Genomic DNA, 16,092 nt, shown 5'->3' with positions numbered 1-16,092 from the left:
GTTTCCCCCCCCGCGCACACAAACTTTTTCCCCTTTTTCCTCCCCGGACCGGCCACCGGCCTCTGACAACCGTTCCACCGGCCACCGACAACCGACAACCGACAACCGACAACCGCCCACTTTCGCCGTCCCACATCCCTTCGCGTTCATTGACTCCATTCGCGGTTTGTCGCACCTGACGGATACCTGACGGATACCTGACGGCAAATTGACGGATAAATTTGAAAAAAATGCCCATCTTTCTGTGTTCCTGACGGGTTGACGGCAAAAAGTGGGGGTGAGGGTGTGTCCCCCCCTCTTTTCGCCGCCTCCGATGTGTTCGATGTTCGCCTGAGGGTGTCCCCCCTCTTTCGCGCCTGGCTATCGGCGGATAATTGACCATTTGCCATGTGGGATTTGCCATTTCGGCTATCGACCCCCGCTGAAATCTCAATTCTCAAACTTGCAAGCTCTCCCGACCCCGGCACCTCCGTCTCTTCTCTCCCTCACCACATTAAGCCAAATTAAGCCAAATTAAAGTAAATTAAGGTAAATTAAGCTATAAACTGCCCCCCTCACATCCACTCGGTGGTCTTCTTTCAAAATCAATGTCAAACTTCATCATCGCCCCCCCCACCTCAAGAACCGGAACCAACCGGAGGTAATCGGAGGTAATCGGAACCAATCGGAGGCAAAACGAATCGACTGGCCTCTCTTACCTTCCTTCGCAACGCGTTTGACCGGGCCACCCTGCCACCAGCCAACCGGAACCGCCTTAAGCCAGCCTGACGTTCAATATTCGACGTTCAATGTTGACCGCCTCCCTCCCCACAGATTGCGCCAAATTGCAGTTAGTTGCGCGAAATTGCAGCTAATTGCGCCAAATTGCACTTCATTCTTTCAAGCGCCCCCCCCTTCGATCTTGAATGTTCCACGTTCAGCGTTCGATGTTCAGGTTGAACCCCGAGACCTGCCCCTAACCCCGCTTGACTCAAGTTGGCCCCCTCCGCTCTTCACCAAAAACCCGAGTCAACCGCAGTCAACCCCTCCATATCGCTAGATAACGGTAAATAATGGTAACTAACGCTATTTTTTAATACTTCAGTTTCCCTGCTGTTCCTCCCTTGAACCTCCAACATTCGAACCTCGCCTCCCCAGCCCCGCCCTCCATGATGGTTACTAACACCAAATCACGGTGCGTTCTGGGCTGCGGCTTTCAGTTCCAGTCGGCGAGGATCTTTTCGGCTTTTGTTACCTCCTCATCCAAACCCGTGAAGTGAAAACGCAATTTGCCGGCTCGCCGAGTGACCTCGACCTTGATGGACGACAGCCCGCTGCGCTGCATTCGCAAACGGAGTTGTTTATGAGCTTCGTGAATCCCGTGGTGTTGGAGACTATTCATGCTCCAGGGTCAACGCGCGCGCGGCGGAAGGCAATAGCAAAAGCGTTGGAGTGCGGAGGCATTCGTTTTACGTTCGCCGTGCAGAATGCAGGGCGGTTCAGCGCGAGCGCGGCTATGAAGGGCGAAAAGCTCAACTTAAGGATAAAAAACCTGGAACGCTAATTCATCTGCCATCGATGCCTTTCAGATACGCCAGAATGAGCTCAGGCAGGTCGCTGCTGTAGCCCCCTTCCAGAAGGCTGAAAATCGGCGCGCCTATCCCCCGAATCAATTGGCCCAGCCAATAAAAATCCTCTGTCTCAAGAGTTTCCTGGGCCAGCGGGTCGCGCGCGTAACAGTCGAATCCCGCCGAGACGGCGACCAGGTCAGGTTTCAACGATTGCAGATGCTCGAAGGCGCTCGACAGAATGTGGCGGTACTCGCTTCGAGGTGTTTGTGGCGGGACCGGGTAATTAAAACAGTTGTTGCCGATATTCCTCGCGCCCGTGCCGGGGTAGCACGGGAACTGGTGGATGGAAATAAACGCGGTTCCCGGCTGGTTCATGAGGATGGCCTCGGTTCCATTGCCATGGTGGACATCGAAATCGAAGATAGCGACCAGGCGAGCGCCGGTGGCGAGGGCTTCCAAGGCGGCGATTGCGATGTTGTTCAGGTAACAAAACCCCATCGCCTTCGAGCGCGTGGCATGGTGGCCCGGTGGGCGCATGAGGCTGAAAACATTCTCCCCCTCGCGGGCTGCCTGCAGGGCGGCAAGCGCTGCGCCAACAGACGCCCGCGCATAGCTTGCGATTTGCGGAAAGAACGGCGTGTCCGGGTCGAAATCCTGGCGCTGGCCAAGGCGGGCGAGATGCTCGGGCGAGTGGGCGCGCAGGAGCGCCTCGTCATTGACCGGCAGCGGCGAGGCCCAAGTCAGGGGCAGTTCGCTCTGCGCGCGCAGTCTCGCCACGCTCCTGCCAATGCGCTCGGGCCGTTCGGGATGGCCCGGGCAAACGTAGCCGGTGCAATGCTCGTCCGTGATAATCTTCATGAGATTTCGAACTGCCGGTGATTCCGACCATTTGCCGCCGCATACCAACGGCCCAAAGTCTCTCTTCAGAACGAGAGAAATTTCAGGACCTGGACTTCGTTCTTGAACACCAGCCGGAAGGTGTTCCTGTCAAATGCCACGTCCAGCGGGGCGCGTTGCTGGAAGTACTCCCACATCTCGCTGCCGTTTTTGGGATTGATCCGCCGAATCCGCAGGTAGGGCGGCGTCTCAAATCCGGTTTGAGGCCCATTCTGCTCCTCTTCGGAAGGACGATAGGACTGCACGGCAAAGACGAATTTGCCGGAGACATAATTGATTAAGCCGCCGGGTTGGGCCGTCCAGAGCAGTTTGCCTGTCTTGCAATCGATCTTAATGATGACGGCGCCGACTTTTTCTGAAATGTCGATCTGCCGTTTATACTTGAGGCTCTCCGGGCTGGCGGTGGTGGTGTTCACATACATTTGACCATTATCATTGAAAAACAAACCGGCAATGCCGACCGATGGCAAACGCCAGCGGACATTGCCCGTGGCCAAATCGAAGGCGGTCAACACCCCTTCGTCAAACACATAAAGAGACCCCTGCCTCTCGACACACGGGCCCTGCCCCAGCGGAGAACTGCCCTCCTCCAGCGAGCTCAGGCCGCCGTTGATACTGAACGCCAACGAACTTTCCCAAAGCTTTTTGTTCGATTTATCGAACACCATGATCTTTTTGTCTGATGCCAGGACATTGACAGTTTTGAGCGGAAAGAGCTTGGGCGGGCCGATGACGTCCCCGGTCCAGGCCAGGTCCGAGCCCGGGTTGCGCAGGGTGACCTCGTAACGGCTCGAGTCCTCCTGAGCCACATCGCCGCCGCGCGAGCGTTGCATGTCATTGAGGATTTCATTGGCAGCGTCGGCGGTGTTGCCGGTTGTCAGGTTCCCGGAGAGGACCGATTTAGCCGGAGCGGGTTTCATCGCGCTCTCCTGGACGATGTGCGATTCGAGCAGCTTTGTCGAAAACTCGAGGAAGCCCACTGGGGTTGGGATAATGGAGAAGGTGGATTGCGGGGAGGTTTGAGCGGCAGGTTGTGGGCGCTTTTGGTCATCTTGCATAGCGGCCAGTGTGCGCTCCTGGTTCATTGTATTGGCAAGAGTGGCCGGCAAGGCGATGCGGGCAGGCAGCGAGAGGTGCTGCGCCTGCTCGGCTACTTTTGCCGGGTCCATCGGGCGGTTCAGGTCACTGCCAGGGACTCCTGCCGGCAGACCCGCCGTTGGCGAGCCGCCCGCCTCAACCGCCCCAACGGCGTCACCCTCTGCCAAACTACCCGCCTGCGGCGCATCGAGGTCTTCCGTCTTGGAATCGCAACTGACCAGATTGATGTGGGTCACGCGCGGCTTGCCGAAGCCATCGTTCAGCACCAGCAACTCATCCCCGCGCGAAATCAACACGCCCCGACCGGCCTGGACCTCCAATTCCTTCAGCGGTTTGCCCGTCTCCCAATCGTATCGAACCACCTTTTCAGGCGAGGCCACCCAAATGTTCAGGCCTCGAACGAACAAAGTCATTTGTTCTTCGGCTGCTTGCTCCATTTGTTGCATCAGCTTGTCGGGTGAAGGCAGGCGCGGGAGGTCCTCGTCCCCATTATCCCTCAGGCGGGCATTGTTCTGTTGCATTTGAGCCAGTTGGGCGTTGGCCTGGTCGGCCAACTTGTTGGCATCCAACAGGTGCAGCGACCAGTACCGCTTTTTGGTTTTGAGATCGTAGCGCGCCAGGGTGTCTCCGTGAAGGCACACGAGTTGGTCGTTGTTCTTGCCGCAAGCTATCGTTTGGCCGGCATAGGCCGGCTCGTCAAAGCGCACGGAAAAGATCGGCTTGGGAATGGAGCCAAACCAGGCATACCAAAACCAAACGCCGAGTAAAACAGCGGCCAGAATTCCCCCAATCGAACCAATCCAGACCGCCCGCCGCCAGACGCGCGCCTCAACAATGGACTTCTGGCCGGTATAAACCGGAATGGTTATCCGGCGCGCTTCGGCTTTGGCTTTGCACAATGGAGAGCAAACATAACCAAACAGTTCCATGCACTTGGGGCAGATCGGTTTGGAACAAACGATGCACTTCTCCTGGGCCGCCTGGCCCGGGTGTTTCAAACAGCGGGGGGGCGCCTGGACCTCCACAATTGCCGGGTTTGCCTCGGGCGGTTGTTCCGCCGGAGAATTCGGAGTGGCGGCTTGGGGCGTGGAAAGAACGATCGGAATGGGCAGGCCCTTTGGGGTCTCGGTCTGTCCAAGCTCCTGCCGAATCAGGTGGTCAACAAATTCCGATGAATTCAACCCGCAGACAGGGCAGATAAAGCCCACAGGACAGTTCTCCATCGCCTGAGTTATATGGAACTCGAACTTTGCCCCGCAGGAACACTGAACTTTCATGGGTTGAGGAGCAACTCGCCGGGGGCCAATTGGAGCGGGACGGGCGTCCTGGGCGGGCTCAGTTGCACATGGCCATCGCCAAATATCAGGTTCCCGCCATATTTCCCATGGTTATTGCCCGGGGCCTTGCCATCTGGTGAAAAGACCAATTGCCCGGCGGCTTTGGAACTGGTATCGACCTGTTCGTCACTCATGACAACCTGCGGGGCGTTCGTGAGACTCATCCCCATATAATAGGCATAACTGATCTTCCGCTTCAGCAGGGAACCCAGCGAAGGAATGTCAGTGTCTTTTGTGCCGGGACAAATGAACGACGAGGTATCGGACGTATAACGCGGAACCAGCAAGTTGAGCGGGGCCTCCGAGCGGCTCGCCCCCGTCACGACGGGGAATTTACCCGCATGATCATTGGCGTATATTTCGAGGGCAATATAGAGTTTTTGAAGATTGTTTTGGCATGTCCTTAGAACGGCCCGCTGGCGGCTGGCGTTGCTGGGCCCCCAATAAAGCATCGTAAGCACCAAAATAATCGCCATGACGGCCAGCAGCTCGATCAGAGAAAATGCCCTCGGAGCCGGACTGGTCTTGGAGAGCACGTCACTCGCGGGATTCTTTCGGAGCGCTTCGAATTCCTGGAGTTGCAACGCCAGGCCCCGGGAGCCATCCACCGGAATTGGTGATTTTGCACCCCTCCCGTCTTTGGCACACTCCCTTCGCGAGCGCATAAAACTAAGCCTGCGCTTCATGCTGCTCCTATACCGCATCAGCAGGGGCTTGGCAATTAAATCCCGTATAAAGGAGAAGGGATGAGGAACAGGAGAAGGAGGACTGATGAAGGGGATTGCCCTTCATGGCAGCTCAGCCAAGCGGCAGAAGAATTTCCTGAGCCAAATTGCGGCGGTGGCGCGGCCTGGATTTGATAACGACGCCGCTGGCCTCGAGTTTGAATTTACGCAGATGACGCGGACAAATCCCATGCGAGAGCGCACCGGGGCTCGAGCCGCGTGCGCGCGGCTCACACCACGCGCACACGGCTACGCTCATCCCAAACTCCGTCTGCATTCCCTTCATCTCACAAAAACCGGTGCCGCTGGACCGTTCATCGCTGATACTGCAGATTTGGTCAATGAGGAAATTCCCTGTCGCTCTTTTGGCGGCTACAAAATTCAAAATCCCCTAATTTCTCCTGTTGACCAGCCGCGGTGGGTTTGTTAAGTAATTTCTCGTCCGTTCAAAGAACGACCGTGTCGGTGTCAGAAGACAGATGTCAGTCAACCTAACAAGCCAGACATTCAGTGCTCCTGCCAGTGCAGTCCTCCCACCTAGTTCCCTTGAGCAGACTTAACTTATGAACCAAAACAGGCTATTCGTCGGCAACTTGTCATATCAAACAATGGAAAACGACCTCCAGGATTATTTCGCCCAGGCGGGCGTGGTCACTTCCGTCAATTTGATGGTGGATAAGGTCACGGGCAAATCACGGGGGTTTGCCTTTGTCGAGTTTGCCACCCCCGAAGAGGCCAGCAAAGCGGTCGAGCAGTTCCATAATAAGGAATTCCAAGGCCGCGCCCTCACCGTAAATGTCGCCCGCCCTCGCGAAGAGCGGGCCCCGCGCTGGAGCGGCGGACGCGGCGAGGCTGAGGCCCGCTCCGAACGCCGCTAAGCGCGCGTTCTGAGAATGGCCGGCTCCCTCTCGTTGTCGTCCGTCTTGCTCGATTCTCAGGGCTTTCGAGAACGAGGACGACGGGACCCCGGGCTGAATTCGGATCGCGCTTGCAGCCCGGGCTGGACTCTATTTAAAGTCAATCCCGCTTGGCGGAGCGATGGCTCCGGCGAGACATCGTAGCATTATGCAGTCCAGTTAAAAACCAATCCTCTTATGAGATTCTCCCTCCCGCTTCTCCCGTTCCTTATTTCCGTGGCTGCGCCCGGCGCGTCGCTGAGCCTCCTCGCGGAGGTCCCCATGGGACCCAACCTGGCCGGCCTCTACCATGTCACGAATGCCAAAACGCGCTCGATCAGCCCCGAGAATTTTACCGGCGAGAAAGGCAAAGCCGGCATGGCAACCGAAGGCACTGGGAAAAACGCGGCCCGCGACCTGGGCCGAGGCTGGAAGGTCTCGCCTTCCGTGGTCATCCGCGCCCACACAACTTTTACTTTGGGCGAGATAAAGGGGCCGGGCTGTATTCAACAAATCTGGATGACACCGACCGGGGACCTTCGCCACTCGATTTTACGCTTCTATTGGGACGGCGAGGAAAGCCCCTCTGTCGAGTGTCCTGTGGGCGATTTTTTCGCGTGCGGTTGGGGAAAGTATTGCCAGATCAACTCGCTGGCTGTCTGTGTAAACCCGGGCAGCGCCTTCAATTGCTATTGGCCCATGCCCTTCCGTAAAGCGGCGAAAGTCGTGATGGAAAACACCGACGACAAGGACATGGTGCTCTATTATCAGATCAATTACACGCTGGCCCGCGTGCCTCGGGATGCGGGTTATTTTCATGCCCAATTCCGGCGCGAAGCCCCGCTCAAACAGAAAGGGCTCTACACCATCGTGGACGGCATCATGGGCCGCGGCCTTTATGTGGGAACTTACCTGGCCTGGGAGGTCCATAATCAAGGCTGGTGGGGTGAAGGCGAAATTAAATTCTACATGGACGGCGACAAGGAGTTCCCGACCATTTGCGGCACGGGCACTGAGGACTACTTCTGTGGTTCGTACAACTTCGAGAACCGCGACACCAAACACTACCAGGTGTTTTCAACCCCATACACCGGCCTGGCCCAGGTCCTGCCCCCCGATCAGATTTATGAGATCGGCCAGCGCTTCGGTCTTTATCGCTGGCACATCGCCGACCCCATCCGCTTTGAAAAAGACCTCAAGGTCACCATCCAGGCACTCGGTTGGCAATCCGGAGGCCGCTATCTGCCCGAAGAAGACACCATCTCCTCGGTGGCTTATTGGTATCAGATGGAGCCGCACCAGAAATTCCCCAAACTGCCGCCCACCGATTAGGCTTCAGGCAAGGGCGCCGGCGGCGGCTCGGAGTTTTTGTGCGAACCACCCGGGCGGTCGAATCGGCCTGCCCAGCCGGTTGGTAAAGGCATGAACGGTGTAGCCGCGTACCACCGGATGACCGCTTTGGACCTGGGTGACTTGGACATCGAAACGCAGCCGGGCGCGCCCGGAGAATTCCACAGTCGAAGCCACGCTCAGCAAATCGTCAAAACGCGCGCCTCCTTGAAACTCGAGGTGCGCCTCGACCACGGGCATGAAAACCCCCTGCTCCTCCAGGACGGCGTAGGACATCCCCAGCCGGCTTCGAATCAATTCCGAACGACCGCACTCGAACCATTCCAGGGCGCGCGAGTTGTAAAAGGTGCCCATCTGGTCGGTCTCGCTGTAGCGCACCCGCAATTGGATAACGTCGGAGAGTTTGCTCATGCGCCAGAGAGGTCGCTCGAAGCTCGCTGCAATTCAATCCAAAAACGGCTGCCCTGGCCCAGTTGGGATTCGACGCCTACTTCCCCTCCCATCCGATGGAGGCCATGACGAACGATGGCCAGGCCAATGCCAGTCCCTCTTCTCTCCCGGGCAGGAGAGAGCGTTTCGAACGGGGTAAAAATCCGTTCATGATACCTGGGCTCAATGCCGATGCCGTTATCTTCAATCCAGAGCCGCACTCGTGAGCCCTTTGGCTCGGCCCGAACGGTAACGCGCGGCAAGGTTCCTGGAGAAGTGAATTGGATGGCGTTTTCGAGCAAGTGAATCAATGCCGCAGTAAGCACCTGCGCGTTGGCAAGCACTTCCGGCACCGGTTCCAGGATCGTGACCTCGGCTTCTCTTTGCCGGATTTGATAGCCTAATTGGAAGCGAGCGCTCTCGACGGCTTCCTGCAGGCTGACCCGGCTAAGCTCCGGCTTGAGATGCCCCAGCCGCCCATAGGCCAGCAGGTCCTGGATTAATTCGTCCATCCGCCGCGACGCTTCCGAAATATGCTGTGAGTACTCGCGCGCGGTTGCGTCGAGTTTTGAACCGTAGTCAGTGATCAGCATTTGGCTGTAGCCTTCCATTGCCCGCAGCGGGGCGCGAAGGTTATGGGCGATGTGGTAGAGGAGTTCTTTGAGTGATTCGACGGTGGCCAGAAGGTCCGTCGTTCGTTCGCTGACGCGCTGCTCCAATTGGGTGGCGTGCTGGCGCAGTTGCGCCTGGGCTCGCTGCAAGGCCTCTTCGGACCGTTCCCGCCGCGCCACTTCCCGCCGCAATTCGTCGGCGGCTTCTTGAGTGCGCCGCTGATCCCGGTGGAGCACCTCGATGAGCCCGATCCCGACTGCCGCGGTAAAACAATAGCGGATAAACTGTAACGTCTCGAGGGATACTCTGGAAGCAGAGGCCGGCCTGGCAGGCAGAAAAAAGAAGCTGGCCAAAAGCAAGCCCAGCAATAATGCAATCATGCCCGTCACCGCCCCCCCATACCAGGCAGTCACCAGCGCCGCCGCTATAAAGAGCATGAACGGTAATTCCTCCCCCAACAGCGGCGTGAGCCAGTAACGAACCGCGAACGCTGCCAAAACACTAACCAACGCCATGGCGTAGCGCTTGAATGCGTTTCGTCCTTCGGGTTTGACTCCATCCCCGGTTGAATCCGCCGGCCCTGCTCCCAAGTTGCTCCTATCCATCCCGTCGCAATCTCCCGGCCCGCGAAGCTTTGTCAACGCCCGCTTGCATCCCACCCGGTTAGACGTTGGATAGGGCTGTTTTGTTCTGAAAAAGAATCGATGATCAACATTTGAACAGACAAGGGGCTTTAGCAAGATGTCGAGCAGACTCTCTGGGAGTTGGATCGCTCGGGATGACGCTCCCTCTGGGCAATGCGGCGATCGCTTGCTGTACGCGCCGGATTGGCGCGGTGTTGTTGACCTGCGTCCATCATTTCAGCCACATTCCTGGTGTGCGCGTGATAAATCGAGTCTCTAAACTTGACCCAGTACGACAAAACCTATGAAACTCGGGTTCGTTTCAGCTATCCTGCCGGACCTTTCACTCGAACAGGTCCTTAGATTCGCCCGCGAAAACCGTTTCACCTGCATCGAGACCATGTGCTGGCCGGTGGGCAAAGCGGAGAGAAAATTCGCAGGAGTCACTCACATCGATGTTGGCAGCTTCACCCAAACACAAGCCGATGAGGTGCGAGACCTCTGCTCACAGTACGGGGTGGTCCTCTCGGCGCTGGGTTATTATCCCAACCCGCTCGACCCGGACCCAGCGGTGTCCAAGCGGGCGGTGGACCATTTCAAACGAGTCATTGGGGCGGCGCAGAAACTCGGGCTGCAGAATGCCAACACCTTTGTGGGCCGCGACTGGAGCCGCACGGTGGATGAAAACTGGCCGCGCTTTCTCAAGATATGGAAACCGCTCATCGCTTTCGCCGAAGACCATGGGATAAAAATCGGGATTGAAAACTGCCCGATGTCCTTCACTCGAGATGAATGGCCGGGCGGGAAGAATCTCGCTACCACGCCTGCGATTTGGCGGCGAATGTTTAATGACATCCCCTCGAAACATTTCGGCCTCAATTACGACCCGTCCCATTTCGTGCTGCAGCGCATGGACCCCCTGAGCCCGCTGCTCGAGTTCAAGGACAAGCTGTTTCATCTGCACGCCAAGGATATGACGATCGATTCGCACCGTCTCAATCAGGTGGGCAGCTTCGCATTTCCAAGCGAGTGGCACACCCCGCGCATTCCCGGCCTGGGCGACATAAACTGGGCGAAGTTTATGGCCGCACTCTACGAAGTCGGCTATAGCGGGCCGGTTTGCGTCGAGGTTGAGGACGATACGTTTGGCAAAAGCCTCGACGGACGGCGCAGGGCGCTGAGGTTGGCGCGGCAGGGTCTGGCTCCCTATTTCTAAATTTAGGAAAGCCACGCGGTATCGCTTTGTCAAAGGCCAGGACGGCACCTACCGCTATCAAAGGGCCACAGGGCACGACCTGAAATTGATGCGAGCCAGCGTTTCTGCAAAGGTTCAGGTCAAGGCACGCCGGTGGCGCGCGCAGCCTTGATGGCTTGATGCGCGTAGGCGACTTGGGCGCCAGCCGGTGCGGCGCCCTCGCCACAGCACCTATTCTTGACGAATACAAAAGCCGCGCAGCAAGCGGCTGAACTAAGCATCCATTTCCGCCAGCCGGGTTGCCTCAGCTTCCCATTTTGGATTGAGATGCGCGAGTTGCTCCTGCACGCCCAACAACTCCCGGTTTACCGTCACGGCTGCTCCCGGCTTATCATAAGTTTCCGGTTTCTCCAGCTCCGCGACGAGTTCCGCCTGCCGCGCTTCGAGCCCCTCGATTTCCTTTTCAAGCTCATGCACGACCTGCTGCTGCGCCTTGCGTTGACGCGACCGCGCCTGGCGTCCTTCGGCTTCGAGCCGTTTCTGTTCTTTGCGCGAAGTGGTTGCAACGAGGTCGTTGGCAACACCATTGCCTTTTTGCTTGCCGGAAAGTTTCTGGTTAGGGAGAACCTGTCCTGTAATGCTCGCTGTTAGGGCTGCGCGTTCGGAAGCCGCTTTGGTTTTATCAAGATAATACTGGTAGCCGCCCGGGTAACGCGTCAGATGGCCAGCGTTGATGTGAACCACGTGGTTGGCCAGAGCCCGAATGAAATAGACATCATGGCTGATGAAAATCAGTGTGCCGGCAAACTGATCCAGGGCGTAGGCCAGCGCGTCGATGCTCGACATGTCCAGGTGTGTTGTAGGTTCGTCCATGAGCAACAGATTCGGCGGGTCGAGCAGGATTTTCACCAGCGCCAGCCGGCTCTTCTCACCGCCGCTTAATACGCTGACCTTCTTGAAAACATCGTCACCGCGAAAAAGAAAGCAGCCAAGCAAAGTGCGGACAAATTGCTCGGTCACCCGCTGGGGTGTGTCCAGGGCCTCCTCGAACACCGTTCGCTCGGGGCGCAACATGTCCACCCGGTACTGGGAGTAATAGCCGACCTTGACGTTATGGCCCAGCGCGCGCTCGCCGCTTTGCGGCGTGATGACGCCGGCCAAAATCTTCAGCAACGTCGATTTCCCGGCTCCATTCGGGCCGACGAGCACAATCCGCTGGCCGCGTTCGGCTTGAAAATCCAGGTTGCAATAGACGATGTTCTCGCCGTAGGCATGGTGAATCGCGGCGAGCTTGATGACACGCCGGCCGCTGCGTTGGGGCTGGGGGAATTGGAAATCGATCTCGCGTTGGTCGTTGACAGGCGCCTTGACCTTCTCCATGCGCTCGATCTGCTTGAGCTTGCTTTGGGCCTGGGAGGCCTTCGTGTTCTTGGCCCGAAACCTGTTCACGAATTCCATCAGCCGCGCGATTTCCCGCTCCTGATGCTTGAAAGCGGCCAGGAGCTGCAGTTCGTGGGCCTCGCGTTGCTGGAGATAATCGTCGTATCCGCCACGATAGCGAATCAGGCTGCTCTGGCGAATCTCGACGATGCTGCCTACCACCCGGTTGAGGAACTCGCGATCATGGGAGATGAGAAGAATCGCGCCCGGGTACTGTTGGAGATACTCCTGGAACCAAAGCAATGCCTCGAGGTCCAGATGGTTGGTTGGTTCATCCAACAACAACAGGTCCGGCTCTTGCGCCAGGAGCCGTCCCAGGTGCGCGCGCATGACCCAGCCACCGCTCATTTCACCTGCCCGCCGCTCGAAATCCTTCTCACGGAAACCCAGTCCGGCCAAAATCTGCTTGGCCTTTGCCTCCAAACGGTAGCCTCCCAGCTCATTGAACCGCTCATGGACATCGTCGTGAATTTCCTCCGGATGCGCGGTTTCGGCCGGGTGGTCGGCTTCCCATGCCTTCAGAATGCGCCGCAGCTTTGTGTATTCGGGCGTGATGCCGGTTGCCAGTTCGATCACCGTTTCGTCCCCGACCGGCGCGTTCTCCTGCGGGAGGTAGCCCAATGAAACGCCGCGTTCGGACGTGATCTTTCCTTCGTCGGGAGATTCTCTGCCGAGAATAATCGAGAGCAGAGTGGTCTTGCCCGCCCCGTTTGGCCCGACCAGGCCAATACGGTCTTGGCGATTTACCTGCAAGGTCGCCTCGGCGAACAACACCCGTTCGCCATACGCCTTGCGAATGCCCGATAAGGTCAGCATGTTAATCAAATGTAAGAAACGGTGTGAAAAATGCCAGCAATCCCTCTGGCGCGAAGCGTCCTGCGAGCAGTTCCTCCGCCCCCTGTTTTGAGCGCTAAATTAGGGGACGCAAAAGATGGGGGTTTTTGCGGAGTATCTTTTTACTTGTCCTTTTTTAACTTTTGGTAAACGTTACGCCTACTATGAAACGGTTATTCACCCTTATCGTATTGATGGGTCTCTTGGGCATGTTAGCAGGCTGCAATCAGGGATCAACTGAGAGCACCAGTCAGAGCACAAACGCTCCTGCGGCGGCAGACACAAATGCCGCTGCGGCGCCAAGCACCAATCATTAAGGACATCCAATTACTTTGGGAATGTCATCACGCCGGGCATGGGTTTTGCCCGGCTCTTTTATTTCCAAACGCGAATCACCAGCTCCGAAAAGCTCCCATGAAGACGTTCGCCTGCCTTTTGCTGCTGTGTCTCGCCGGGTGCGGTGAAAAGGCCGGCCCATCCGCCGAGGGAACCAATGCGCCAGCCGCGGGTGGCAACCCCCTCAACGCGCCGGGCGATTACCTGCGGGGCATTGCCCAGGGGCAACAATCCGCGGAGAGAACTGTCGATGTCACCTCGTTAGACAAAGCCATCCAGATGTTCAACGTCGATCAGGGGCGCAACCCCAAGGACCTCAACGAGCTGGTCGAGAAGAAGTACATCCCAAAAATCCCACAGCCTCCTTACGGGACTAAACTCGTCTATGACGCAAGCGCCGGCACGGTGAAAGTTGAGAAGAACCAGTGAGGGCGCAGTTCCACATGGCCTCTTCTGTGAACAACCTCCTTCTAAAATGAGGACTCCGGGAGTGCCTTCCTCCAATCCCAGTTGAAGGTTGAACGGCCCGCTCCCGATCTTGAATCTTGGTCCTTCATCCCTCATCCTTCAGCCTTCATTACACACGCCGATGACTGAGCAGATTGTAATTCTAGATTTCGGGTCGCAATACACCCAAGTCATTGCCCGGCGAGTCCGGGAATGCAACGTCTATTCCGTTATCGTTCGCTATGACACGCCGGCTGCCGAACTCGCCGAACTGAAGCCCAGCGGCATTATTCTCTCCGGCGGCCCTGCGAGCGTCTATGACAAGGACGCGCCGCTGCCAGACCCGCGGGTGTTTCACTTGGAGATTCCAGTTTTGGGGATTTGTTACGGACTGCAATTGATGGCCCGTTATCTCGGAGGCAAGGTCGAGCCCGGCCTCAAACGGGAATACGGCAAAGGAATGCTCAATGTGAAGGACAGCTTCTGCCCCCTGTTTGCCAACCTCCCGGAGAGCCTTCAGGTGTGGAATTCCCACGGCGACAAACTGACCCGGATGCCCAAAGGCTTTAAATCCGTGGCGGTAACCGAGAACTCCGATTTTGCCGCCATCCAGGATTCAACTGGCCGCTCCTACGGCCTGCAGTTTCACCCCGAAGTGGCCCATACCCCGCATGGCCGCGAGATTCTAGCCAATTTCGTCCACAACATCTGCGGCTGCGGCAAGAACTGGACGATGCGCAACTATATCGACCAGGCGGTCGAGAACATTCAAGCCAAAGTCGGCGGCGAACGGGTGATCCTGGGCCTAAGCGGCGGAGTGGATTCGAGCGTGGCCGCCGCGTTGATTCACAAAGCTATTGGCGACCAGCTCACGTGCATCTTTGTCAATAACGGTTTGCTGCGCGGGCGCGAAGCGGAGGTGGTGCAGGAAGTCTTTGGCCGGCACTTCCGCATCAAGCTCCAGTATGTGAACGCTTCGAAGCTGTTTCTGGCACGGCTCAAAGCCGTCACTCAGCCCGAGCGCAAACGCAAAATCATCGGGCGAACCTTTATCGAGGTGTTCGAATCGGCAACGCGGCGGGCTGGCCGCGCGAAATTTCTGGCCCAAGGCACACTGTACCCGGACGTGATTGAATCGGTGCCGATTGGCGGCAACCCGGCGGCGATGATCAAGAGCCATCACAACGTCGGCGGTTTGCCAAAAAAAATGCGCTTCCAATTAGTCGAACCGCTCAAGTGCCTTTTTAAAGATGAGGTGCGGGAGCTGGGCCTCGAACTGGGGCTTCCGCGTGAAATCGTGCTGCGCCAGCCCTTTCCCGGCCCGGGCCTGGCCGTCCGGATACTGGGCGAAGTCACCACCTCGCGGTTGAACATTCTCCGCAACGCCGACTCCATCGTTGTCGAGGAGATGAAGACCAGCGGCTGGTACTATAAGATTTGGCAGAGCTTCGCGGTCCTGTTACCCGTGCGCAGCGTCGGGGTGATGGGCGACGAACGCACCTACGATTACACCATAGCCATTCGAGCTGTGGAGTCCCAGGATGGCATGACCGCCGATTGGGTGAAACTGCCCGCCGAGCTTCTCGAACGCCTCTCCAGCCGTATCATCAACGAGGTCAAAGGCGTCAATCGGGTTTGCTTTGATATCACCAGCAAACCACCGGGGACAATTGAATGGGAGTGAAGCAGAAGAATAAAAGTTGAGGAATGAGGACGCAGCGTTTTGTGGATACTCATTCTACCATATTTGGATTGGCGGTTATTGGCGTTGTGCGGCAAGCATGCCTTTTGTCCTTTTGTCTTTGTGACTCTTTGTGCCAAATCACCTCTTGCATTTTTGCGAGCATCTCTTAGCTTGGGCGAGTCCGCACGGAAGCGAGCGTAGCTCAGTCTGGTAGAGCGTCACCTTGCCAAGGTGAATGTCGAGGGTTCGAATCCCTTCGCTCGCTCCATTTTTTCTTAGGAAATCCTCAGGTCCCTGCAGTTTTGCCATGGTTTTGCCAAAACTCCTCATGCCTGCTTTTCCCGATCAGCCCAGTTGCGGCGCGGTGCGATAATGTTCCATTCAGGAGAATAACGAACCGTGTGTTAGCCTAACGAATTGCTTCGGGAGGCTGGCTTGTGAGCTCACTTTCTAGGGCGACAATTGTTTTTTGCAGCAGTGGCCTCAACTGCAAAAGCCGAGGGTTCCAGGCAAGGCAGATGTTTCGTTCGTATCCTCTCAACAATGGCATCTCAACGGAAACGAAACGTTTCGCGTCCAACGCTTCTGCGGCGATTGAAGGCAAGAATTTGTGGTTAGCCCAGACGGTCGAGCGGTGCG

General features: G+C 57.2%; 14 protein-coding genes and 1 tRNA gene. 6 read left to right on the top strand and 9 right to left on the bottom strand.

Annotated features, from left to right (window positions below; all coding sequences use genetic code 11):
• Positions 1-1,195: 1,195 nt before the first annotated feature.
• The 5 genes from VG146_16125 to VG146_16105 all read right to left on the bottom strand — a co-directional run bounded on the left by VG146_16125 (position 1,196) and on the right by VG146_16105 (position 5,992).
• Positions 1,196-1,381 (bottom strand): hypothetical protein, encoded by a 186-nt coding sequence (locus VG146_16125; GenBank protein HEV2393880.1) that lies wholly within the window; start codon positions 1,379-1,381, stop codon positions 1,196-1,198.
• A 163-nt stretch (positions 1,382-1,544) separates the two neighbouring features.
• A complete protein-coding gene (locus VG146_16120; protein ID HEV2393879.1) occupies positions 1,545-2,408 on the bottom strand; it encodes a histone deacetylase in 864 nt (287 codons plus the stop codon).
• Positions 2,409-2,473: 65 nt separating this feature from the next.
• The gene (locus tag VG146_16115) at positions 2,474-4,822 is read right to left on the bottom strand and encodes a PQQ-binding-like beta-propeller repeat protein (protein ID HEV2393878.1); all 2,349 of its coding nucleotides are present in this window, start codon (positions 4,820-4,822) and stop codon (positions 2,474-2,476) included.
• Positions 4,819-5,490, bottom strand: coding sequence for a type II secretion system protein (locus VG146_16110; protein HEV2393877.1), 672 nt, complete (start codon positions 5,488-5,490; stop codon positions 4,819-4,821). The genes VG146_16115 and VG146_16110 overlap by 4 nt, the downstream gene beginning before the upstream one ends.
• Before the next feature lie 190 nt (positions 5,491-5,680).
• Positions 5,681-5,992, bottom strand: coding sequence for a hypothetical protein (locus VG146_16105; protein HEV2393876.1), 312 nt, complete (start codon positions 5,990-5,992; stop codon positions 5,681-5,683).
• Positions 5,993-6,170: 178 nt separating this feature from the next.
• Between VG146_16105 and VG146_16100 the strand changes: the two genes are divergently transcribed.
• Both VG146_16100 and VG146_16095 read left to right on the top strand, forming a co-directional pair.
• Positions 6,171-6,485: an RNA-binding protein gene (locus tag VG146_16100; GenBank protein HEV2393875.1), complete on the top strand. Its 315-nt coding sequence runs from the start codon at positions 6,171-6,173 to the stop codon at positions 6,483-6,485.
• A 300-nt stretch (positions 6,486-6,785) separates the two neighbouring features.
• On the top strand, positions 6,786-7,835 hold the full coding sequence (locus tag VG146_16095; GenBank protein HEV2393874.1) for a glycoside hydrolase family 172 protein: 1,050 nt from the start codon (positions 6,786-6,788) through the stop codon (positions 7,833-7,835).
• Between the two features lie 3 nt (positions 7,836-7,838).
• Here the strand turns inward: VG146_16095 and VG146_16090 are convergent, their stop codons facing one another.
• Positions 7,839-8,264 carry a thioesterase family protein gene (locus VG146_16090; GenBank protein HEV2393873.1) on the bottom strand — a complete coding sequence of 142 codons (426 nt, stop codon included), beginning with the start codon at positions 8,262-8,264 and terminating at the stop codon, positions 7,839-7,841.
• Entirely contained in the window at positions 8,261-9,499 is a 1,239-nt protein-coding gene (locus VG146_16085) for an ATP-binding protein (GenBank protein ID HEV2393872.1), read from the bottom strand. The genes VG146_16090 and VG146_16085 overlap by 4 nt, the downstream gene beginning before the upstream one ends.
• Before the next feature lie 322 nt (positions 9,500-9,821).
• Between VG146_16085 and VG146_16080 the strand changes: the two genes are divergently transcribed.
• A complete protein-coding gene (locus VG146_16080) occupies positions 9,822-10,733 on the top strand; it encodes a sugar phosphate isomerase/epimerase (protein ID HEV2393871.1) in 912 nt (303 codons plus the stop codon).
• Between the two features lie 252 nt (positions 10,734-10,985).
• On the opposite strand, the gene VG146_16075 is transcribed toward VG146_16080, so the two are convergent.
• Positions 10,986-12,968: an ABC-F family ATP-binding cassette domain-containing protein gene (locus VG146_16075; protein ID HEV2393870.1), complete on the bottom strand. Its 1,983-nt coding sequence runs from the start codon at positions 12,966-12,968 to the stop codon at positions 10,986-10,988.
• Between the two features lie 432 nt (positions 12,969-13,400).
• Between VG146_16075 and VG146_16070 the strand changes: the two genes are divergently transcribed.
• From VG146_16070 to VG146_16060, 3 genes are all read left to right on the top strand, one after another.
• Complete coding sequence (locus VG146_16070) at positions 13,401-13,751, top strand: hypothetical protein (protein HEV2393869.1); 351 nt, start codon at positions 13,401-13,403, stop codon at positions 13,749-13,751.
• A 160-nt stretch (positions 13,752-13,911) separates the two neighbouring features.
• The gene (guaA, locus tag VG146_16065) at positions 13,912-15,453 is read left to right on the top strand and encodes a glutamine-hydrolyzing GMP synthase (protein HEV2393868.1); all 1,542 of its coding nucleotides are present in this window, start codon (positions 13,912-13,914) and stop codon (positions 15,451-15,453) included.
• A gap of 191 nt (positions 15,454-15,644) precedes the next feature.
• Positions 15,645-15,721 (top strand) — tRNA-Gly (locus VG146_16060).
• 141 nt (positions 15,722-15,862) lie between these two features.
• Here VG146_16060 and VG146_16055 read toward each other — a convergent pair.
• Positions 15,863-16,092: hypothetical protein (locus tag VG146_16055; protein ID HEV2393867.1), on the bottom strand; the 230-nt coding region annotated here is incomplete at its 5' end.

This window comes from Verrucomicrobiia bacterium, from assembly GCA_035946615.1.
Taxonomy (GTDB): domain Bacteria; phylum Verrucomicrobiota; class Verrucomicrobiia; order Limisphaerales; family UBA8199; genus DASYZB01.
Note: the sequence above shows the minus strand (reverse complement) of the source record. Positions and strands in the feature narration are given on the sequence as shown.

Coding starts and splice junctions, on each gene's coding strand:
- VG146_16090 (HEV2393873.1), bottom strand. CDS start 8,264: ATGAGCAAACTCTCCGACGTTATCCAATTGCGGGTGCGCTACAGCGAG.
- VG146_16100 (HEV2393875.1), top strand. CDS start 6,171: ATGAACCAAAACAGGCTATTCGTCGGCAACTTGTCATATCAAACAATG.
- guaA (HEV2393868.1), top strand. CDS start 13,912: ATGACTGAGCAGATTGTAATTCTAGATTTCGGGTCGCAATACACCCAA.
- VG146_16085 (HEV2393872.1), bottom strand. CDS start 9,499: ATGGATAGGAGCAACTTGGGAGCAGGGCCGGCGGATTCAACCGGGGAT.
- VG146_16125 (HEV2393880.1), bottom strand. CDS start 1,381: ATGAATAGTCTCCAACACCACGGGATTCACGAAGCTCATAAACAACTC.
- VG146_16075 (HEV2393870.1), bottom strand. CDS start 12,968: ATGCTGACCTTATCGGGCATTCGCAAGGCGTATGGCGAACGGGTGTTG.
- VG146_16070 (HEV2393869.1), top strand. CDS start 13,401: ATGAAGACGTTCGCCTGCCTTTTGCTGCTGTGTCTCGCCGGGTGCGGT.
- VG146_16080 (HEV2393871.1), top strand. CDS start 9,822: ATGAAACTCGGGTTCGTTTCAGCTATCCTGCCGGACCTTTCACTCGAA.
- VG146_16115 (HEV2393878.1), bottom strand. CDS start 4,822: ATGAAAGTTCAGTGTTCCTGCGGGGCAAAGTTCGAGTTCCATATAACT.
- VG146_16095 (HEV2393874.1), top strand. CDS start 6,786: ATGGGACCCAACCTGGCCGGCCTCTACCATGTCACGAATGCCAAAACG.
- VG146_16120 (HEV2393879.1), bottom strand. CDS start 2,408: ATGAAGATTATCACGGACGAGCATTGCACCGGCTACGTTTGCCCGGGC.